The organism is Psychrobacter sp. TWR1-1-1 (assembly GCF_049895865.1).
Classification (GTDB): domain Bacteria; phylum Pseudomonadota; class Gammaproteobacteria; order Pseudomonadales; family Moraxellaceae; genus Psychrobacter; species Psychrobacter immobilis_A.
Genome location: NZ_JAFCTE010000008.1, coordinates 13052 through 33681, shown reverse-complemented (window position 1 = coordinate 33681; position 20630 = coordinate 13052). Strand labels below are relative to the sequence as shown.

Genomic DNA, 20630 nt, shown 5'->3' with positions numbered 1-20630 from the left:
AATCTCTTTAAATAAATACCAAGGTTAATAACCAGATAAAGACGATGCTGGTCACGCCTTGAATGCCCGTTGCCATAGAATGGGCTTTGTAAGCCTGCGCCACACTCATACGACTAAACTGACTGACAATCCAAAAAAAGCTGTCATTGGCGTGCGAGATAGTCATGGCACCTGCACCAATGGCCATCACACAAAATACGCGACCAAGCTCACTGTCGAGACCAATTTGATCCAATAACGGCGCGATCATCGCAGAGGTGGTGACCAAGGCGACTGTGGTCGAACCTTGTGCAGTTTTTAACGCAGCAGAGACAATGAATGGCATAAAAATACCAAGCCCTAATGCGGACAATGTCGTACCTAAATAGTCGCCAATCGGTGTGACCTTTAGCATGGCACCAAATGCACCGCCTGCGCCAGTAATCAATAGGATAGGGGCTGCCACAACCAAACCTTGAGAGATGCTGTCGCTAATTTGCTGTGTTTTTTGCTCAGTGTTAATTAGTAAGAAAGACAAGAATAAACCAATCAGTAATGCCGTGAGTGGATTGCCGATAAACACTAAAATATCTGTCAACGTGCCACTGCCAAATGGTGCACTTGGGAAGTTCGCAACAGACGATAAGCAAATCAATACGATAGGGATAATAATAGGCAAAAACGCCATTGTTGCTGACGGCATGCTGCTATAGTCGTCGCGTGACTTCATATTTTCAGGCAAAGTCGCTGCTGGCGCGTCCAGTGCATCGATATTGTCGGGAGCGACATTTAAGAAGCGATTAGACCACCACCAGCCAGCCAGTACAGCAACCGCTGTCACCACCACACCGACCATAATAACCAAGCCTAAATTGGACTCTAATCCTAAGTTACCTGCTGCGGCAATTGGACCTGGGGTTGGTGGTACAAAGGTATGGGTTGCGTATAAGCCTGTCGCTAAGGCAATGCTCATCGCCACACTGGACACGTGTAAACGCTCGGCCAATGTTTCTTTTAATGAGTTTAAAATAATATAGCCAGAGTCACAGAATACTGGCACTGAAACCACAGCACCAACGATAGACATGGTCAAAGTAGGGAAGCGTGGTCCCAAAACTTTGATGACCGTTTCTGCCATTACAATGGCGGCACCTGTTTTTTCAAGGATTAGCCCGATGATAGTACCAAAGACAATAACCAGACCGATGTAACCTAAAATACCGCCAAAGCCATCCGAGATGGTTTTAGCAACAGTATTAAGCGGCACTTGGTAAAATAGCGCTACTAAAAAGGCTGATAATATCAATACTAAAAAAGGATGCCACTTTAACTTTGCTGTGGCAAAAATAATAAAAAGAATGGTCAGCACAAGCCAAAATACGATCATTACTGTCTCTACATGTAGGGTTGATAGCGATAATTGTGGATGCTGCTACTGAGCTATTATTTCATTAATAGCAGCATCAATAGGTATATGGATTTTTAAAGGGGCATATTCTATAGTAAATCCAAGCTGCTAGGGAATCTATTCGGCTCATATTTTATTTTATTCATGGTAAAGCTTAGATACTCTGCTAGTATGTGCTTTTTGCTTCACACGTACCATTATCAGGATGCCTACCTTGACCATATTTACCGCGCCTACTATAGCCAATATAGAAAATGATGAATTACGTCTGCAGCTACAGCAGATTATAGACCTAAAAACCAAGCCGCTGGGCGCGCTTGGGCGAATAGAGGCACTCGCTGTGCAGTTGGGCATGATTCAAGGAACGATCACACCGCATATTGAGCAAGCGCAAATACGAGTGTTTGCGGCAGACCATGGTTTAACTAAGCATGGTACATCAGCGTTTCCTAGTGCTGTCACTGCGCAAATGGTTCATAACTTTTTGCAAGGCGGTGCCGCCATCAACGTACTGGCACGCCAGCATAATATTGAGTTAAAGGTTGTTGACGCTGGGGTGGATGCCGACTTTGCTCCTCATCCAAAATTGCTGGATTACAAGGTTCGTCATGGTAGTCGTGATGCGCTAACAGAGCCTGCGATGACAGAAACAGAGTGTTTAGCAGCGCTAGAAAACGGCATGAAAGTCGTCAAGAATCTAGCGGGCAATCTGTTGATTGTTGGTGAAATGGGCATAGGTAATACTTCAGCAGCGAGTCTTTTGCTCGCAAGACTGGGCGACTTGTCTATTGCTGATTGTATCGGTCGCGGTACAGGACTTGATGATGCAGGATTAAAGCATAAGACGGATATTTTGACGCAAGTATTAGAGCGTCATCAACAGGCACAAGCACCGTTTGATGTACTCGCTGCATTTGGCGGGCTTGAGATTGCTATGATGGCGGGTGCGCTGATTCAGGCTGCTAGTGAACGGCGTATTCTCCTGATTGATGGTTTTATTGCCAGTAGCGCATTATTGGGGGCTGAACGCCTAGCACCCGGTGTTGCTCAATACGCGGTCTTTGCTCATCATTCTGTTGAGCCGGGGCACGCGCATTTATTGAAATCACTCAATGCTGAGCCTTTACTTAATATGGGCATGCGCTTAGGCGAGGGTAGCGGGGCTGCGCTCGCGTATCCATTGTTGCAATCCGCTTGCGCCATTATCAATGAGATGGCAAGCTTTAGTGACGCCGGTATCAGTGAGCAAAACAACTGATGTCACAATCATTAAACAAACCATCAAATCAGCCATCCTCGCCTAGACGAACCCTTGCTCAATTGATAAAGCATGAATGGATATTGTTACTGGTCGCCGTTCAATTTTTAACGAGATTATCAGTACCACCATTTAAGCATTATGATCCGCAATGGTTGCATCAGAGTAGCCGCCATTTCCCCGCAGTCGGTTTACTGGTGGGCTTACTCTGTGCTGGCGTGTTTTGGCTGGGCAGTCTCTTATTTACGCCCCTAGTTGCTGCAGTGCTGAGCACAGCTTTTGGAATTAAGCTCACTGGCGCTTTTCATGAAGATGGTCTTGCGGATAGCTGTGACGGTCTCGGCGGTGGTCTGACTCGCGAGCGCACACTGACTATTATGAAAGACTCACGCCTAGGTACTTATGGTGTATTAGGTTTGGTGTCGGCGCTATTACTCAAAATTAGCTTACTTGCCTCGATGCCGATATCGATGGCTGTCATCGCGCTTATCATAGGACATACCGCATCGCGTTTACTTTGCATTAGCCTGCTGTCTTTACTGCCTTATGGTGGAGAAATAGAACACGCAAAAGCCAAACCGATGGCGCAGCAGTTGACGCCAATACAAGGGCTATATAGCAGTGGCTGGCTAATATTGGCTATTATTTTAGTCGCCCTTATATTTCCCAATACGATGCAGCAGATTGGGCTTGCTCAATGGTTGTTAGCCATGATACTGGCGCTGATAGCCACTAACTACATGCGACGTTTATTGCGCAGGCGCTTGGATGGTTACACGGGTGACGGGCTTGGCGCCACACAGCAGCTTAGCGAAATCGCCATTTATATTGGACTGGCCGCTTCTATACCCTTTATTTAAATCAAATCGTCAACAAGGACCATACTCATTCATGATTCTCTATATTTGGCGTCATCCCAAACCGATGAATACTGAAGGAATTTGTATTGGACAAACTGATATCGGCGTCGATAAACGTAAGTTGAAACGTCTTGCCAATAAAATCGAACGCTTTGTGCGTTTGCATAAATTACCAAAAACAATTTGGGTCAGCCCCTTACAACGTTCACTAAAGGTTGGGAAAATATTAGCGCAACGTGGTTTTGAGTGTCGAGTCGCACCTGAATTGGCTGAGATTAATTTTGGCGAATGGGATGGATGTCGGTGGGAGCAAATCACCAAGCAAGAGATTGATGAGTGGTGTAACAATTTTACCCATTTTGCGCCCAGTCATGGAGAGAGCTTGCAGCAGCTATTTGAGCGTGTTGAAGGTTGGTTGGTTAAGGTTTCAGCTGAACAAGAAGATAGCCCAGTATTAGTCATCGGTCATGCAGGCTGGATAAGTACAGCCAAGATAATAGCTGCTGACCAAGAAGTGCCGAAAACAGCCGCTGAGTGGCCGCGCTCTGTCGCATATCTGTCCTGTAATCGTATTGATATTTAATTAAAAAAACGGCCCTTATGTTGACCGTTTTTAAATTTTGAATGCTTTTGAGTGCTTTTGAATAATTTAGGAGGCTGCTAGCTTTCAGCTTGTAGCTCATCGATTTTTTCAAAATAGGCTCTCTCGTTTTCTGCTAATCCTAGGTTCGAATCAAAGCTCACATAAATGCCTCTATCATCCAGTGTTGCATACCAGTGGTCTGCATCATTATCGGTTAGGATTTGAAAGTATTTATTATTAACGATTCTACCCACCTTATAAATTTCACCTTCGCTATAAAAATGATTACCTTGGGTACAGCGTAATTTGTCGTCAGTATTTATCATGTCATTGCAGCCTATCGTTATCTAAATAAAATCTATCAATCAAATACAACGAGCATATCAACTCAGGTGACAATAATAAAGATGACTTTATAGGTAGTATCTTATTGTTAAGTATAGGCTTTCCAAGCTATTTATTACAAATAGTTGCTAGAATATATCACTGTTCAAGATACCTGATAAAATCATCAATTAAGCGCGATAGCAAAACGCAAAAAAGCCAGCAACATGACGTTACTGGCTTTTTTAGACTAGATCTAGATATTCAAAAAATTACTCTTCTGAATAATCTTCGTTCTCGTCTTCAACTTCTGTTGCTGACTCTTCGTTGTCGCCATCTTCAGAAAGAATGGTAACTAGAATAGTAGCGGTAACGTCATGATGTAGCTGAATATCAACATTGTATTCGCCAACTTGACGTAAAGTGCCTTCAGGAAGCTTGATTTCAGCACGGTCTACTTCTAGACCTGAGTTAGTCAATGCTTCAGCGATATCGCGAGTACCGATAGAGCCGAATAGCTTGCCTTCATCGCCTGATTTAGCACGCATGATGACATTAACGTCAGTTAGCGCATCAGCACGTTCTTGAGCAACAGCTACTTCTTTCGCTTCTTCAGCTTCAAGCTCGGCACGACGTGCTTCGAACTTTTCAATGTTAGCTGCAGTAGCAGGTAGTGCTTTACCCAAAGGGATAAGAAAGTTACGTCCGTAACCTGGTTTCACATCGACAGTTTCACCGAGTTTACCAAGGTTGACGATACGCTGTAACAAAATAATTTGCATGAGTCATTCCTAGTTAAAATTAACGGTTAACCCTGATGGTTATCAGTGTATGGAAGTAGCGATAAATAACGAGCTTGCTTGATAGCAGTAGCTAGTTGACGCTGATATTTAGTAGATGTACCGGTAATGCGGCTTGGTACGATTTTACCATTATCACTGATGTACTGTTTTAGCAATTCAACATCTTTATAATCGATGTGAGTGATGCCTTCAGCAGTGAAACGGCAGAATTTGCGACGGCGATAGAAACGTGCCATGAGTATTCTCCTTTAATTAGTCTTCACTGTTGTCGTTGTCGTCATTATCGTTTTCACGACTGTCTGGACGACGAGTAGTTGCTTTGCGTGCGCGTTTTTCATCGGCATTCTTGGCTAACTGCGACTCTTCAGTGACAGCGTCGTCACGGCGCATAACTAGACTACGAATGATCGCGTCGTTATAACGGAATAATTCTTCAAGTTCAGCTAAAGTTTCACCGTCAGTTTCAATGTTGAAAAGAACGTAATGAGCTTTGTGAATCTTGTTGATTGGATATGCCAATTGACGGCGGCCCCAATCTTCTAAACGATGGATAACACCGTTGTTGTCTTGAACCAACTTGATATAGCGTTCAACCATGCCGACCACTTGGTCGCTTTGGTCTGGGTGTACAAGTAACACCAGTTCGTAATGTCGCATTATGACTCCTTACGGATTAGTAGCTATTAACCCTATGTTAATAGCAAGGAGATTTATAAGGTAAGCCCGATTTCTAGCTATTATTATGAAAAATAATAAGAAATAAGCTTAGTTTATAAAGCGCCGTATTATAACAGTACTTAGCAACTAACACAAAGGTTAATCACTGAGCCACCGTTAATAAATTATAACAATAATTAGAAATGCTCGGTTCATAAAAAAGCAGCGATATCACGCTGCTTTTTTATCAAAACAATAAGATGGATTGTTAATAAACAAGCTATTTTATTTTTGGTTCTTTCACTAACTGACTGCTATCTGCTTTTACCACCAAAGTTTTGGCCAATTTGTCATGCCAGCCGATATTTTCAGGGCTTTTCGATGCCATGTAATAGTGAATAGCAATAATCACGAACCCTAAGAAGCTGGTAAACGAGAACAATAAGTTATAAATAATAAACAATAACAAAGTACGCACACCAATAAGCTTGGTAAAAGAGGGCAACCGATGGGTGGTTTGATCCACCACGCGAATACCCGTAATCAGCTTACCGAGTGACTGACCACGCAGTGTGATAAATACCAATTGCAGCGCAAACAAGCCAAATACCATCACTTGCGACATCATCAATGTGCTACTAGGAAGACTCTCCATCAGTGTCATTGAATACTGATAAGCCGCATCCATGTCTTGGATATTTTGGAATTTGGTATAATCCACATCCATTTTTGTCAATGCCATCACTAGCGGAAAAATAGCCAGTAGATAGAGTAGTCCATTGATGGCTGTTGCTAATACTCGCGACATAATCGGTGCAAGTACCACATTACCGACGACTTTGTCTTTGCTAGACGCAGTCTTATTGCTATTAGCCTTGTTTAGTGACACATTATTGTGCGGTGTTTGCTGACGATTAGTGGTCATGTCAGCTTTCACATTTTTATCCGTGTCTTTCGGACGTTCAGGCTTGCCATACAATCTATCTAATGAAACTGATTTGCTATCCGAGCTATTGCTAGCATTATCTTCAGGAAAAACAGTTACATTATTGATAATAGAGTCATTAACTTGAGGCTTGCCAAGGTTGGTAGGTCGATAAACCGTTTGATTATTGGTCAAGTTACCGACACGCTGCCATTGGTCTAAGCCTTTATGCCACATCAAATCATCCAGCAGTACTTCACCAGATGCCAACATAATATTAAGCTGCTCCAAATTGTAGGGACCAGCTTGTACGTTATTTCGAGCAAGGAAAATCTGCATAATTGCCTGCATAGTTAGTCATATCTTAAGTCACTATATATGATACATAATATTAGGGTCTATTTAATATTTTTCACATAGACCCTAATCATTGTTTCTTTAATGACTGTGTGAATTACTGCTGTGACTGAACGTTAGGGCTTACTTCGCTTCTTCACCAGCTAAGAAGAACCAAGTATCTAGTACAGAATCAGGGTTCAACGACACTGAGCTGATACCTTGTTCCATCAGCCAGAACGCAAGATCTGGATGGTCTGATGGGCCCTGACCACAGATGCCGACATATTTGTTTGCTTTACGGCACGCATCAATCGCCATGGTCAATAGTTTCTTAACCGCAGGATCACGCTCATCAAATAGATGTGAGACGATACCTGAGTCACGGTCAAGACCAAGTGTCAACTGAGTCAAGTCGTTAGAGCCGATTGAGAAACCATCGAAGTGTTCTAGAAATTCATCTGCCAATAGGGCGTTGGTTGGTAGCTCACACATCATGATAACGCGTAAACCGTTTTCGCCACGTTTTAGACCGTTTTTCTCAAGTAATTCGATGACTTCTTTGGCTTCGCCAACGGTACGAACGAATGGAATCATAATCTCGACGTTGGTCAAGCCCATCTCATCACGTACGCGTTTTAGTGCTTTACACTCAAGCTCAAAGCAGTCACGGAAGTTGTCAGACACATAACGACTGGCACCGCGGAAACCAAGCATTGGGTTTTCTTCTGATGGCTCGTATAATTTACCACCAAGCAAGTTAGCATATTCGTTTGATTTAAAATCTGACATACGAACGATAACTGGCTGATCCATAAAGGCAACGGCTAGCGTTGAGATACCTTCGACCAACTTATCCACGTAGAAATCTACCGGTGACGCATAACCAGCAATACGCTCTTGGATGGCTTGGGCAATTTCGCGTGGTAAGCTGTTCATGTTCAGTAGTGCTTTTGGATGCACGCCAATCATACGGTTGATGATGAATTCTAAACGCGCAAGACCAATACCTTCATTTGGCATTTGCGTGAATGAGAAGGCACGATCTGGATTACCAACGTTCATCATTACTTTGAAGGCAAGCTCTGGCATAGACTCAACAGAGTTGGTCTGCACTTCAAAATCAATTTGGCTTTCATAAATGAAGCCAGTATCACCTTCGGCACAAGAAGCAGTGACGTCTTGACCATCAACCAATAGCTCAGTTGCATTACCACAACCAACGATGGCTGGAACACCTAGCTCACGAGCAATAATCGCTGCGTGACACGTACGACCACCACGGTTAGTGATGATAGCAGAAGCACGCTTCATGACTGGTTCCCAATCCGGATCCGTCATGTCTGATACTAATACATCGCCTTCCTGTACTTTGTCCATCTCATTTAAGTTGCTAACGATACGGACTTTACCTGAACCGATACGCTGACCGATTGAGCGGCCTTCACACAATACTTTAGCGTTGGTGGTGTCGATGATATAACGTTCCATGACATTGCTGTCTTGGCGGCTCTTAACGGTTTCAGGACGTGCCTGAACGATAAAGATTTCGTTGGTATCGCCGTCTTTTGCCCATTCGATATCCATCGCTTGACCATAATGCTTTTCGATCGTCACGGCTTGCTTGGCAAGTGAGGTTAGCTCTTCAGTCGATAATGAGAATTGCATACGATCTTGTTTTTCAACATCGACAGTTTTCACTGATTTAGTGGTGCTACCTTCATCACCGTAAATCATTTTCTTATGCTTGCTGCCTAGGTTACGGCGAATCACCGATGGTTTACCATTGGCTAGCAATTGCTTAGAAATATAGAATTCATCTGGGTTAACCGCGCCCTGTACGACCATTTCGCCTAGGCCGTAGCTTGACGTGATAAAGACCACTTGATCAAAACCGCTTTCGGTATCTAGCGTGAACATCACACCCGCTGCGCCAGTTTCTGAGCGAACCATACGTTGTACAGCAGCAGATAAGGCAACGCCTTCATGCTCAAAACCTTTATGGACACGATAAGAGATGGCACGGTCGTTATAAAGAGACGCAAATACTTCTTTAATCGCAATTAGGACGTTATCAATGCCGCGAATGTTCAAGAAAGTCTCTTGCTGACCCGCAAACGAGGCATCTGGCAAATCTTCGGCAGTCGCAGAAGAACGGACAGCAACCGCGATGTCTTCGCCGCCGCTCATCGTTTCAAACGATTGACGTACTTCTTGCTCAAGATCACTTGGCAGCTCTTGCTCAATAATCCAAGTACGAATCTTTTTACCCGTTTCTGCAAGTTTTTTGACATCATCAACATCTAGCGTTTTTAGTTCGCTGTTGATTTTGTCAAGCAGGCCAGTTTCATTCAAAAAGCGGTTAAATGCATTTGACGTGGTGGCAAAGCCGCCTGGTACACTAACACCCAAATCAGACAAATGGCTGATCATTTCACCTAATGAGGCGTTCTTGCCGCCGACCATTTCAATGTCGTCTTTTCCTAGCTGATCAAGATTGATTACAAGTGCTGTAGATTGCGCTGCCATGATAACTCCAGAAAATAAGGTTATTTAGTAAAGATTATAACGGTGAATTATACCGCTATATTTGGAGAATTTCGAGGGGTTGAACTAATATTTTTGTCAAAAAGATACAAATTGTGGGCTTTGCTACATAATTAATAGAAGATTATTCATTTTTCTATTTTTGAGATGACGTAAAAATGCGAGTAAAGATCACTATAATTATCAAAATATACCTATAAATCGGCTGATAAATAGAGGGTTTAAAATAAATAACAGAAGAGCTTTAGGATATTCTTATAATATTTGCCTTTATATATAGCAGGTAATGCTGCGCTAGTATGAGTAACCAGTCAGCAAAATAATGGCTATTAATCGGTATGATGAGATTAAGGGCACTGTGGCTTTCTAAGTGTACGCCTGTAACATTGATTTCTATTAGGTCGCTATTATGCGTATAATGTAGAGCATCAATAGTAGCGGTTTATCCTGATATAAATGTGCAATATTAGCGCTTATACAAAACGAAAATTACGTCTAAAAATCAAGTCTAAAGCTGATCAAAAATAAAAGCCAAATGAAAATTACCATTGTGTTTTCAATCGAGGTGCCAACGTTATGTACTCAAGTAATCCAGCTGAACAACTGAATCCCACTATTCAAAATCGCAACGCATTAAACTTAGACAGCTCTCAAGCCGTTCGAACCGCGTTTTTTATCTCAGATGGCACAGCGATTACGGCGGAGACGCTTGGCCGCGCTATCTTGAGTCAGTTTGCTTCAGTACCTTTTGAAACACGAGTGTTGCCATATGTCGATAGCTTAGAGCGTGCAGAAGACGCTGTTGAGCAAATCAACATGGCGTATCAACGAGATGGTTTGTTGCCATTAGTCTTTGATACGATTGTTAACCCTGATATTCGTGAAAAGATTAATTCTGCCCAAAGCTGTAACTTGGATATGTATGAGGGTTTGATAGGTCGCGTCGCTGAAGAAACGGGTGTGGAGCCAGACGGACATTCGGGTCATGCACACGACGATGTGGATTCTGAGACTTATAAAGAACGTATCGACGCGGTGCATTTCGCTTTAGACAATGATGATGGTGCGCGTACGCGTCATTACGATGCGGCGGATATTATTTTGGTGGGCGTATCGCGTTCAGGAAAAACACCGACTTCTTTATACTTAGCCTTACAGTTCGGTATTCGAGCAGCAAATTATCCTTTGACCGAAGATGACTTGTACGATAATCAATTACCAAAAGCATTGCGCGAGCACAAAGACAAGCTGTTCGGTCTATTGATCGATACTGATCGCTTGGTGAAAATCCGTCAAGAGCGCCGTGCGGGCAGTCGTTATTCGAGCTATCAGCAATGTCAGCAGGAGCAGCGGGCGATACAGGGGATTTACATCACGCATGGTATTCCAAGCCTTGATGTCTCTGAGATGTCCGTTGAAGAAATCGCTACGCGCATCTTGCAGATGACGGGTCTCAAACGCCGTATCGGCTAATAAAATATAAGCTATCAATTAATTGCTTGAATCAATCAATCAATTAATTATTTAGCAATAACGATTTAGCAATAACGATTGCTCAAAAAAGAACCATTATTTAAAGCATCACTATTAATAACCATCATTTAATACCATCTCATTATCACATAGAGAATATTATGAGTTCATCTTATAAGTCTAGCAAGACCCCTTTATTATTGGCCAGCTTGCTGAGTGCGGTCAGTTTACTGAGTGCTTGCCAAACGTCACCTTTTTCACGTGAGCCAGTGCCTGAGCCACGTTATATCCCAACCATCGTATTGGGTGAAGCGCAAACGCTAACAATTATGCCCAATCGTGTGGCCTGCGCCTCAGCATTACCGATGCAGTGTTTACTGGCCAAATCAAGCAAAAATGGCAGCGTGTTTCAGGTACCTTATGATTGGATTGATGACTTTAAACCAAGCCTTGGCACAGAATATGTGATTAGTGCGCGTCCGCAGATTGATGAGGGACAGAAAAGCGCGACTGGGCATTGGACACTGCAAAATATTGTGTCACAACGTATGGTGGGCACGCCTTAGTCGTGTGATTTTGACTCAAGCAATTATTGATTCATACACAGTCTAAAAATCAAATAAATAAGTAAATGTAAAGAGGACACGATGGGAACTAAAAAACCAAGCGACGCGACCAATGATATTGGTAAAGACATTCATACCGAAGTATCAAATAAAGAAAGCGGTCGCGTGCCGAATCCTGAACATACTGAAGGCAAAAATAAAAAACAAAATATTGAACAAACCCATGAGCAGGTCACTGATGATGTCATGCACCATCCTGATCTTATTAATCCGCTCGATGACACGCGAATCGATATCAAGTCTGGTTATACGAAAGATTCACGTCGCTTAAAAGGCGATAACCACGAGTATGAATATGATGCGGTCGTTTTAGGAGCAGGTCCTGCTGGCGAAGCGGCGGCTATGAAACTGACTAAATCTGGCAAAAAAGTGGTGGTCATTGATCCACGTGATCAGGTAGGTGGTAACTCTACCCATGTGGGCACGATCCCAAGTAAAGCACTGCGCCAATCGGTATTTAACCTCATTAACTTTCGCCGTGATCCTATGTTTACCAAGGCGATGGAGTACAAGCAAGTTCCTCTAAATAGAGTGCTTGCCAATGCTCGAAAAGTCATTCGCAATCAGGTTAGTACGCACACACGATTCTATGAACGCAACCGCATTGAAGTGATTCAGGGTTGGGCAAGTTTCATTGATGCTCATACTTTGCGTGTTGAAACCGATGACAATGTCTTTGAAACCATTACCTTTAATAAAGCCATCGTAACGGTTGGTAGTCGTCCTTATCGCCCTGAAATTTTAGACTTTAACCATCCGCGCGTTTTTGATTCTGATAAAATTTTGCAAATGGATTATGTGGTCAAAAAAATTATCATCTATGGTGCGGGCGTGATCGGTTGTGAGTATGCCTCTATCTTTACGGGTCTTGGTTATAAGGTTGATTTGATTAATAACCAAAATCAATTGCTCAGTTATCTCGATAGCGAGATTAGCGATGCTATCGCGCATGACTTTAGACAATTCGGCGTATTGATTCGTAGTAATGAAGAGATTGATCACCTTGAGACGCATGACGATTATGTCGTCTTGCATCTAAAAAGTGGTAAGCGCATCAAATCTGATGCCATTCTTTGGTCAAATGGTCGCTCAGGTAACACAGAAGGCTTAAACTTAGAAGCGATTGGTCTAAAAGCAAACAGCCGTGGTCAATTAAAAGTTGATGATACCTATTGTACCGAAATCGAAAATATCTATGCGGCAGGCGATGTGATTGGTTGGCCATCTTTGGCTTCTGCCGCTTATGACCAAGGACGCTGTGCGGCGGCTTTTATGGTTGGTGATAGCGATGCGGAACCAGTGTCAAGCGTGCCAACTGGTATCTATACGATTCCTGAAATTTCTTGTATTGGTAAAACTGAGCAAGAGCTAACCGACGAAAAAGTCCCATACGAAGTGGGTCAAGCGTTCTTTAAGCATTTGGCACGTGCACAAATCATTGGTGAACGCTCAGGCGTACTAAAGATTTTGTTCCATCGTGATACGTTGGAGATTTTAGGCATCCATTGCTACGGTAACCATGCATCAGAGATTATCCATATTGGACAAGCCGTGATGAAGTGTAAGAGTAATAATACACTTGAGTACTTTGTGAATACTACTTTTAACTATCCAACGATGGCAGAAGCCTATCGTGTGGCGGCACTAAATGGTCTTAATCGTGTTTTTTAAGTGATAGAATCTTAAAACGTTATAAATAAAAAAGCGTCTGCTATGTTAGCAGGCGCTTTTTTTGATTCAGGATCATCGATTTGGCTTTTATTGATGGCAGGCGTTAATGACATGCAATCGTCTTTTGCTTTAGGACACTGTTTTAAGTACTTTATTCGCGTCATGCCAGCGCACCCACATAAGTAGCGCAAAGTAAAACACCCATAAGGCGGCTAGTGCATAAAATCCAGTAGAAACTTGGGGTATGCTAGCCCCCATTTGATTAAGCTGGACGGAGGTATTGATACCCGGTGTCGTGGGTACGAACCAACGTATGATTTGTAAAACTGTGGGCAGCTGATCTGCTGGCCACGGATAACCACTGACAAAAAACATCGGTAGTGAGCTAAAAATTAGGATTTGCATACTACGTTCGCGCTGGCGAAACCAGAGTCCAAGCACACAGCCAAGTGTCGCCACGGTTGGACAAAATAACAAAAGGAACAGTAAACTGCCAAGCATGTTTTGCCCGCGCGGATAGTGGTGTAGCTCAAATGTCCAGCCATAATAAAAGCAGCCAATAATGAAGCTAAACATACTGAGCGCAGCAATTCGCCCAAGCCAACCACGGATAGTTGTCGCATGTCGCCGCTGCTCATACCACGTACCAATCAGCATCGCTGTGGCGATTAATAAGGTTTGTTGCAAAATTAGAATAGAGACTGCTGGCACCACGTAAGCGCCATAACCTTCCGTTTGATTGTATAGAGGGACAATCACTAATGGCACCGCTTGAGTATTAGCAGCCGCTGTTGCTGAATAAGCACCTTGTGCCACATTTTTTTTGACTTCAATCCCTGCTGATACCGTACTGACTGCTTTTAAAAACCCCATCTGTACGTTTTTATTTAACAGAAAGTAGCCGCCATTACCCAATACGCTGACGCTCGCCGCTTTTCCCGATAGTACTTGCTGCTCAAGCCCACTTGGAATGACCATGTACCCAGCGATTTCATCTGACCACATGGCCTCTTTGGCCTGCTGCTCGTTGAGAAAAAGCTGTGTGTCTAACTGCGGACTGGCACTGGCATAGCGAACGATGGTTCGTGATAGATTGCTATTGTCGTTATCAATGATACCAACAGGTACATGGTTGACTACTTCTGTCGAATACGGCCAAGGATAAAAGAAACCATAAATAATAGGGGCAATCAGTAAGAGTAATAGCACACCTTTATCAGAAAAGATGTCCTTAATGGTTTGTAAAAAACTACCTAAGAAACTAGGTGTTGAGGACTGCTTGGTTGAATCTGACGTTGTCGAAGATAAATGGTCTTTTGGTGGTAATGACATTAGCGCGCCCCCCAACGTTCAGGATGCGCCAGCGCGCGTTTGGTTAATAAAGTAGTCAAGCTCATCGCAATCGTCGTGGCAATAGCCAGACCATAGACGATCGGCAATGACACAGCAACAGGCGCTTGCATCTGTAATTGTGCAATGTGCAGTTTTAGATAGTGAGTGAGTGGCAGTGCATCTGACCAATGCCGAGCACTGTCACTGATAGCAATATAAGGAAAAGTCACACCAGCAAAGGCATAAGAAGGTGCTGAAATAAAACCAGTAGCAGACAAGCCCATGCGTAATGAAAATGAGCCTAAGGTAAAGATAGCACCCAGCCAAAACGATAGCATTATTAATAATATCAAACCAGCATAAGTTGCAAGCACTGAGCTCATGGCAACGGATTCTTGCGGCGTGGCAAGCCATAGAGCCAACATCGCCCAAATGTTAAAGGCCAATGTCGGCCAAAAGTATTTGCCTAACAGACCAAACAATAATACTAAAACGTTTGCACTTTCCGTTATATCTTCATTCGCATGGCTAGAGACTGAGATTTGATCGTTTTTGCTCAAGTATTGGTTGTTTTCTACGGCATTTAATATTTGCCCTGATGTTGACTCGTTTTGTGTGGTTCGCGTCAAATCAGGATGACCTGTACTGATAAAGCGATACCAGTGGCCGAGTCGTTTATCCCGCAGCTCACGACCAATCGTCGTTGCACCGATCACCATCGCTAAAATATGCAGCAGCGCGGGTATGACGGTTGAAGCCAAAAACTGCTGATAATCGGTGGCTGCGTTAAACAGGCTGATGCGCTGTATACCAATCGGCGAGTAAGCAATCGCAGCTTGCGACGGTGCCATGCCTTGTTTGACTAAACGCTGTATCTCAACGCCTGCCGATAACGTCCCAGCGACCGCTTGAACGCTGGTTTGGATAATGCCCGAATGTGTGCCGTACTGAGCATTTACTTGTAAAATCAATGGAGCTGGCTTACCAGATAAAATATGCCGAGAAAAATCTTCAGGGATAATGACAATAGCGTAAATATCACGCTGCAAAATAGCCGCTTTTGCCTCAGCCTCTGAGTAATAAAGCTGTTTAACCGTCAGAGTAGGGCTGGCTTCCAAATAGCGTACCGCGGTATTGGCAATCGGGCTATTGTCTTGGTCTATCACCCCAATGGGCAAATCCGTAATCTGTGTTTGTGAAAATATCCACCAAATCAGTAGGACGGTTGCCAGTGGTATCCAGACCACCATACTAAAGTCCCACGGATTTTTGGTCAAAAACCGTCGCTCATAGGCAGCACTACGTAAAAAAGCCTTACTTAACTTCATCGGGTGCATGGCTTACTCTTGGCTTGCATTAGTAAGTGCTGGATTGACGCGTACAATAACGCTCATACCTGAGCGAATACGTGCATCGGGAGTCGTCGGACGTGCTTTTACTTCGAAGGTACGTACATCGAATCCATCATCATTATTAGTCGGGCGCCAAGTGGCAAAGTCAGACAATGTTGAGGTAGCATAAACGGTGAACTGTTTGGTATAAGGCTTATTTGCTGATGACAGCGCAGGAATCGTACCAGTAAATTTCTGACCAATCGCAAACTGGTTTAAGTAGGATTCGGTGACATTAAGTACGACCCACTGCTCATCGGTATTGACCAACGTCAAGATAGGCACGCCTTGTCCAATGACTTCACCCGCGCTGACAATGACATTGTCCACAATGCCTGCAATAGGGCTTTTTAAATTGGCTTCTTCTTTTGCCACCAGTGCTTCTTCTAGTTGGGCATCGACTTGTGCTACTTGTGCTGTCGCCGCTGATTTATCTTCGCTGCGTGCGCCTTCTTTTGCCAAGTCGTATTGTAAGCGCGCCGCTTCAGTTTGATCTTGAGTGGCCAGATATTGCGCATATGCCTCATCGCGTTTTTGCCGTGCCATAAGACCTTCTTCATAAAGGCGGTTGACACGCTGGTAAGTGTTCTCTGCCAAATCAGAAGCAGCTTTGTTGGCTTGCCACGCCGCTTTTGCTTGAGCGATCTCTTGTGGACGGGCGCCATTTTCGGCTTTATCTAACTGACTTTGTGCCATTTGCTTGCCAGCCCGCGCTTGATTGATCTTTGCGTTAATCTCAGGCGAGTCCATTTCAATCAGCTGTTGCCCGACTGTCACTGCATCACCTTCTGTGACCAGAATTTTGGCAATACGTCCCGGCACTTTTGCAGCGATGGAGGTTTGCTGCATCTGCATCTGCCCTTGCAAAGTCACGACTTCAGGCTCGCTATGCTGATTGCTTTTATATAGACCATAGGCAATAACACCTAATACAATCAGAACCAATAGCGCCAGAAGTGCCTTTTTTATCATGGCAGATTTATCCGCTTTTTCTGCATGGCGCTTATAAGTAGGCACTGCTTGCTCATTTTCAGCATCAGTTGCTTGATCGTTATGGTTATTGACTGAGTCGGTAGATTGCTCTGAGTCGTTTAACTTGCGCGAGTCGTCTGATTCGTTGGTAGATTCAGTCATGACAGTGAGATTCCTAAAGCAGCAAAATTGAGGATAAAGGGTATGTTATTAGTACATTCGTACAGCATAAGGTTTGGCGCTTTCTAAGGCTTCAGAATTAAAAATCGCACCAAAGGCGACGATAAATGCTGAATAATAAAGCCAGAGCATAATGACCACGGCAGCTGAAAGCGCGCCAAACTCAGCGCTATAGTTATTAAAGTTTTGCACATAAATCGAAAATAGCACAGACAATACAATCCAAAGAATGGTCGCCAGAGCTGCTCCTGGCACCAGTTTTTTTAGCGCGACGGCGTCACGGTTTGGGGCTAGGCGATAGAGGCTTAAAAAGCTCAAAAATATGATACCAGCCAATATAGGCCACCTGCTCCAAAGCGCAATCGTTTTAGCTATTTGCGGGAAGGGGAAATAGGCTGCCCCTACAGGAATAATAGCAATAGAAGAGACCGCTATAATCAAGATTACTACCGCGCCAAAGGTTAAGCTGACTGCTAAAATGTTACCTTGTATGAAGCTGCGCTCTTGAGTGATATGAAAGGCAAGATTGATAAGAATAATTAAAGATTTAACACCTTTAGAGCCAGCATAAAGGGCGAGTAAGGTCGATAAGACAAGACTGAACGTGAGCGCGGATGTGGTATTAGAGACCAATGCGCTTAGGCGTGAATTGAGGACTTCATACACCGTGTCGGGTATAAAGGGACGCAAAACCGAGATTTGCTCTTGCATCTCAGCTGGTGAAAACGCGAGACCATAAAGCAGTACAAACACCGCCATTACTGGAAAAATTGATAAGAAACCAAAAAATCCCACGCTCGCGCAGTGTGACCAAACATTAGAGTTGTTCGCAATACGCCACGTCTTTAATGAAGGCTGCAGCCAATTACTTATTAATTTAGAAGTCGGGTTTTTCATAAAACAGTATTCACAATAGAGTTAGCAATAGTATGGTTATTGACAGCTTTATGATAATTAGTATGGTAAGGCTACTATAATAGTATTGGGGCGTTAACCTCGCTTGAGGTATCAAATATACCTCTTCGCTCAGCTGCCTTGTCATACTTTCAAATCGAATCAACTATATAAACGCTTATCCACACTATCTATATTTTTCAAATTAAATCATTACTCAGTATACAAAGTCGGTAATCGAATATCAGCAGCATTAAGATAGGCATTAAAGGCAAGAGGTGTACCACAGCTTTGCATGAGTGCGGCCAGCGATTGTACATAGCTGTTCGCCGCTTGCGCTTGTTCAGTACGTGCTTTAAGCGACTGCGTTTGTGCTTGGACTACCTCAATCGGTGTATTTACACCTTCTTGTAGCCCCAACTGGCGCAAACGCAATACTTCTGCGGCCAGATCTACATTGCTTTGTAATGCCTGATAACGAGATTGGGCATTATTAACATCGTGCCAGTTTTTTTCGACCAGTAATAATAAATTGTCACTGACTTCGATTTCAGACAGATCTGCTTGGCGTATTTTGGCATTACTCGATGCGAGTGATGCATTTTTATCAAGACCACCCCACAGCTTCCAGCTGGCTGATATACCGGCTACCCAACTGGGGTCTTTTTCAATTTGTCCGTAGCCATAGAGCATGACGGTAGGCTTGTGACCAGTATCTGATAGCGCATGTAGCTGCTCAGCTTGTGCGCGTTTGGCGGCGACTTTTTGTAGACCTGGGTGATTGGTGAGTGATAAATTTTGAAAATAGTTTACATCGGGTAAAGGACGGCTAGAGACGAATAACGGTGTCGTGGGTTTGATACGATAGTCGGTACGCAATAGCCGCTGTAAAGCCATCATCGCAAGACGAGCATCGTTATTGGCATTGACGGACTCACTTTTTGCATCGGCAAGCGCAGATTGTGCTTCTAAGCGATCAACACGTGAGATAAAACCTTCTTCAAAAAGCCGCTGCGCCATATGGTCAGTCTGCTGCAAGGTATCATAAGCATCTTCACGTAAATAAGCGGCAATGATGGCCAGCTGTGCTTTAAAGTAACGCTCAATCAGGATGTTATAAAGCTCGTTTTTATCCAATAGACTGTCTGCGACGGCTTCTTGGGTACGGGCATTGGAAGCACCTGTCAAAGCGTTAGTACGTCCAGCAGTATAGATGGGCCAAACCACACCCAGACCTGCACCAGCCGTTGAGCCTGAGCGCTTTAACTCATAAGAGTCTGGGATACGCTCGCCGACCAATTCACCAAAATTCGGCAAATCTGGTAATGGTGGAATAGGCGGAATCACATTCTCGACACCATTGTTAACGTCATTAACAATACCGTTTTTCAATGATGATAAGTCAAGATCCGCGTCTAAGTTGTAAGCGTTGGCTGATAATTGGGCAAACACTAATGGGTTGTCCAAGGTTTTAAGCGCATCCGTTTGGTATTCACTAGCCGCAATCGCCGCTTGATTGGCGGCCAGTTTCGGTGACACTTGCAATAAAATATTTTGAGCTTGCTCAAGGCTTAACAGGCTAGATACTGCTAATGGATAGCTATTATCAATACTTTTATGGGTAATGGGATCGATAAGCGTTGTTAAGCCAGTTTTTTGCTCGGCTTGACCCATGTCTGTATCTGTCGTTGACCTTTTATTTTGAATCTCGTTTTTATGAGCGTTGTTTTGAGCGCTGTCTTGAATGCTGCTTTGAGTACTGTATTGAGTGTCAGAGTCGATAATTTGCGTCACTGCAACGGCCGTGACCTCATTCGGTGACTCGATATTATGATCAGTAGCGCTTGCCAAAGCAGGCGCCGTTAAACCCATGAACGTAATCGTCATCACCGCAGTAGACAGAGTCGATAAAGCAAATTTCATAAGTCACATAAGCCATTAATTAGAATGCAAAGTATTTTAGAGTCAGGCAAAAAAGTATCAACTGTTGTGGTCAAACCCTGTTCAAACAGTTCAATATGGTCAACCATTAACAGAAGCCAATATTTTGTTATGGATAACAAGCGCTACACTGTAGTGGCACAATGGTGACGGGTCAATGCTCAGTATTTGCTTACTGTGCGTTGAATAAGCCATGATTTTATGTTAGAGGTCGGGTGTTAAGACAAATAATAACATCATTTGTTAATTAATAATAAAAGGTTTATCAAGTCATTAGCACTTAAATCGATTTTAGATCACTTTTAAAAGTTTTCAGCGATAATGATGGTTAGTGATGATTGTTGTACTACAAAGCAGTTTATAAACTATACATAATAGTGGTGTGTGCTATATTTCAGCACCTTATAGCGTTGAGCAAGATTAAAATGAACGGCATTTATTTTAACCGTCAGCAATTGCTCATTGGCGCA

The 20630-nt window shown here is 43.4% G+C and carries 18 protein-coding genes; 6 read left to right on the top strand and 12 right to left on the bottom strand.

Translation table 11 applies throughout. From position 1 onward, the window contains the following. Positions 1 to 7: 7 nt before the first annotated feature. Positions 8 to 1366, bottom strand: coding sequence for a GntP family permease (locus ACP69U_RS09130; protein ID WP_426138365.1), 1359 nt, complete (start codon positions 1364 to 1366; stop codon positions 8 to 10). Between the two features lie 226 nt (positions 1367 to 1592). Between ACP69U_RS09130 and cobT the strand changes: the two genes are divergently transcribed. The 3 genes from cobT to ACP69U_RS09115 are packed head-to-tail and all read left to right on the top strand — an operon-like array spanning position 1593 to position 4088. Further along, on the top strand, positions 1593 to 2645 hold the full coding sequence (gene cobT / locus ACP69U_RS09125) for a nicotinate-nucleotide--dimethylbenzimidazole phosphoribosyltransferase (RefSeq protein ID WP_426138364.1): 1053 nt from the start codon (positions 1593 to 1595) through the stop codon (positions 2643 to 2645). Further along, the gene (cobS, locus tag ACP69U_RS09120) at positions 2645 to 3505 is read left to right on the top strand and encodes an adenosylcobinamide-GDP ribazoletransferase (RefSeq protein ID WP_426138363.1); all 861 of its coding nucleotides are present in this window, start codon (positions 2645 to 2647) and stop codon (positions 3503 to 3505) included. Before cobT ends, cobS begins: the two co-directional genes overlap by 1 nt. 31 nt (positions 3506 to 3536) lie before the next feature. After that, the gene (locus tag ACP69U_RS09115; RefSeq protein WP_087815001.1) at positions 3537 to 4088 is read left to right on the top strand and encodes a histidine phosphatase family protein; all 552 of its coding nucleotides are present in this window, start codon (positions 3537 to 3539) and stop codon (positions 4086 to 4088) included. Positions 4089 to 4165: 77 nt separating this feature from the next. Here the strand turns inward: ACP69U_RS09115 and ACP69U_RS09110 are convergent, their stop codons facing one another. From ACP69U_RS09110 to ppsA, 6 genes are all read right to left on the bottom strand, one after another. Continuing rightward, positions 4166 to 4414, bottom strand: coding sequence for a hypothetical protein (locus ACP69U_RS09110; RefSeq protein WP_055124252.1), 249 nt, complete (start codon positions 4412 to 4414; stop codon positions 4166 to 4168). A 270-nt stretch (positions 4415 to 4684) separates the two neighbouring features. After that, the gene (rplI, locus tag ACP69U_RS09105) at positions 4685 to 5194 is read right to left on the bottom strand and encodes a 50S ribosomal protein L9 (RefSeq protein ID WP_045446903.1); all 510 of its coding nucleotides are present in this window, start codon (positions 5192 to 5194) and stop codon (positions 4685 to 4687) included. A gap of 26 nt (positions 5195 to 5220) precedes the next feature. Then, positions 5221 to 5451 (bottom strand): 30S ribosomal protein S18, encoded by a 231-nt coding sequence (gene rpsR, locus ACP69U_RS09100; RefSeq protein WP_010198808.1) that lies wholly within the window; start codon positions 5449 to 5451, stop codon positions 5221 to 5223. 16 nt (positions 5452 to 5467) lie between these two features. Further along, positions 5468 to 5872 carry a 30S ribosomal protein S6 gene (gene rpsF / locus ACP69U_RS09095; RefSeq protein WP_045446907.1) on the bottom strand — a complete coding sequence of 135 codons (405 nt, stop codon included), beginning with the start codon at positions 5870 to 5872 and terminating at the stop codon, positions 5468 to 5470. Positions 5873 to 6152: 280 nt separating this feature from the next. Beyond that, positions 6153 to 7148 carry an RDD family protein gene (locus ACP69U_RS09090; protein WP_426138362.1) on the bottom strand — a complete coding sequence of 332 codons (996 nt, stop codon included), beginning with the start codon at positions 7146 to 7148 and terminating at the stop codon, positions 6153 to 6155. Between the two features lie 129 nt (positions 7149 to 7277). Continuing rightward, on the bottom strand, positions 7278 to 9662 hold the full coding sequence (gene ppsA, locus ACP69U_RS09085; protein ID WP_045452104.1) for a phosphoenolpyruvate synthase: 2385 nt from the start codon (positions 9660 to 9662) through the stop codon (positions 7278 to 7280). 594 nt (positions 9663 to 10256) lie between these two features. Here ppsA and ppsR point away from each other — a divergent pair. From ppsR to sthA, 3 genes are all read left to right on the top strand, one after another. Next, positions 10257 to 11153 (top strand): posphoenolpyruvate synthetase regulatory kinase/phosphorylase PpsR, encoded by an 897-nt coding sequence (ppsR, locus tag ACP69U_RS09080; protein ID WP_045446910.1) that lies wholly within the window; start codon positions 10257 to 10259, stop codon positions 11151 to 11153. A 161-nt stretch (positions 11154 to 11314) separates the two neighbouring features. Beyond that, positions 11315 to 11719, top strand: coding sequence for a DUF4377 domain-containing protein (locus tag ACP69U_RS09075; RefSeq protein WP_201501465.1), 405 nt, complete (start codon positions 11315 to 11317; stop codon positions 11717 to 11719). 81 nt (positions 11720 to 11800) lie between these two features. Further along, complete coding sequence (gene sthA, locus ACP69U_RS09070; protein WP_045452107.1) at positions 11801 to 13450, top strand: Si-specific NAD(P)(+) transhydrogenase; 1650 nt, start codon at positions 11801 to 11803, stop codon at positions 13448 to 13450. A gap of 129 nt (positions 13451 to 13579) precedes the next feature. On the opposite strand, the gene ACP69U_RS09065 is transcribed toward sthA, so the two are convergent. The 5 genes from ACP69U_RS09065 to ACP69U_RS09045 form a co-directional block, all read right to left on the bottom strand. Continuing rightward, entirely contained in the window at positions 13580 to 14782 is a 1203-nt protein-coding gene (locus ACP69U_RS09065) for an ABC transporter permease (RefSeq protein ID WP_426138361.1), read from the bottom strand. Next, positions 14782 to 16119: an ABC transporter permease gene (locus ACP69U_RS09060; protein WP_426138360.1), complete on the bottom strand. Its 1338-nt coding sequence runs from the start codon at positions 16117 to 16119 to the stop codon at positions 14782 to 14784. Before ACP69U_RS09060 ends, ACP69U_RS09065 begins: the two co-directional genes overlap by 1 nt. A 3-nt stretch (positions 16120 to 16122) precedes the next feature. Further along, entirely contained in the window at positions 16123 to 17307 is a 1185-nt protein-coding gene (locus ACP69U_RS09055) for an HlyD family secretion protein (RefSeq protein WP_372815525.1), read from the bottom strand. A 48-nt stretch (positions 17308 to 17355) separates the two neighbouring features. Continuing rightward, positions 17356 to 18222 carry a YihY/virulence factor BrkB family protein gene (locus ACP69U_RS09050; protein WP_426138359.1) on the bottom strand — a complete coding sequence of 289 codons (867 nt, stop codon included), beginning with the start codon at positions 18220 to 18222 and terminating at the stop codon, positions 17356 to 17358. A gap of 210 nt (positions 18223 to 18432) precedes the next feature. Then, positions 18433 to 20142, bottom strand: a complete 1710-nt coding sequence (locus ACP69U_RS09045) for a TolC family protein (RefSeq protein ID WP_426138358.1) — start codon at positions 20140 to 20142, stop codon at positions 18433 to 18435. Between the last annotated feature and the right edge of the window lie 488 nt (positions 20143 to 20630).

What these genes read in the sequence shown, in the direction of transcription:
- cobT (WP_426138364.1), top strand. Translation starts at nt 1,593, where the DNA reads ATGCCTACCTTGACCATATTTACCGCGCCTACTATAGCCAATATAGAA.
- rplI (WP_045446903.1), bottom strand. Translation starts at nt 5,194, where the DNA reads ATGCAAATTATTTTGTTACAGCGTATCGTCAACCTTGGTAAACTCGGT.
- ppsA (WP_045452104.1), bottom strand. Translation starts at nt 9,662, where the DNA reads ATGGCAGCGCAATCTACAGCACTTGTAATCAATCTTGATCAGCTAGGA.
- rpsR (WP_010198808.1), bottom strand. Translation starts at nt 5,451, where the DNA reads ATGGCACGTTTCTATCGCCGTCGCAAATTCTGCCGTTTCACTGCTGAA.
- ACP69U_RS09050 (WP_426138359.1), bottom strand. Translation starts at nt 18,222, where the DNA reads ATGAAAAACCCGACTTCTAAATTAATAAGTAATTGGCTGCAGCCTTCA.
- rpsF (WP_045446907.1), bottom strand. Translation starts at nt 5,872, where the DNA reads ATGCGACATTACGAACTGGTGTTACTTGTACACCCAGACCAAAGCGAC.
- ACP69U_RS09060 (WP_426138360.1), bottom strand. Translation starts at nt 16,119, where the DNA reads ATGCACCCGATGAAGTTAAGTAAGGCTTTTTTACGTAGTGCTGCCTAT.
- ACP69U_RS09075 (WP_201501465.1), top strand. Translation starts at nt 11,315, where the DNA reads ATGAGTTCATCTTATAAGTCTAGCAAGACCCCTTTATTATTGGCCAGC.
- sthA (WP_045452107.1), top strand. Translation starts at nt 11,801, where the DNA reads ATGGGAACTAAAAAACCAAGCGACGCGACCAATGATATTGGTAAAGAC.
- ACP69U_RS09130 (WP_426138365.1), bottom strand. Translation starts at nt 1,366, where the DNA reads ATGATCGTATTTTGGCTTGTGCTGACCATTCTTTTTATTATTTTTGCC.
- ACP69U_RS09090 (WP_426138362.1), bottom strand. Translation starts at nt 7,148, where the DNA reads ATGCAGGCAATTATGCAGATTTTCCTTGCTCGAAATAACGTACAAGCT.
- ACP69U_RS09115 (WP_087815001.1), top strand. Translation starts at nt 3,537, where the DNA reads ATGATTCTCTATATTTGGCGTCATCCCAAACCGATGAATACTGAAGGA.
- ACP69U_RS09045 (WP_426138358.1), bottom strand. Translation starts at nt 20,142, where the DNA reads ATGAAATTTGCTTTATCGACTCTGTCTACTGCGGTGATGACGATTACG.
- ACP69U_RS09065 (WP_426138361.1), bottom strand. Translation starts at nt 14,782, where the DNA reads ATGTCATTACCACCAAAAGACCATTTATCTTCGACAACGTCAGATTCA.
- cobS (WP_426138363.1), top strand. Translation starts at nt 2,645, where the DNA reads ATGTCACAATCATTAAACAAACCATCAAATCAGCCATCCTCGCCTAGA.
- ACP69U_RS09110 (WP_055124252.1), bottom strand. Translation starts at nt 4,414, where the DNA reads ATGATAAATACTGACGACAAATTACGCTGTACCCAAGGTAATCATTTT.
- ACP69U_RS09055 (WP_372815525.1), bottom strand. Translation starts at nt 17,307, where the DNA reads ATGACTGAATCTACCAACGAATCAGACGACTCGCGCAAGTTAAACGAC.
- ppsR (WP_045446910.1), top strand. Translation starts at nt 10,257, where the DNA reads ATGTACTCAAGTAATCCAGCTGAACAACTGAATCCCACTATTCAAAAT.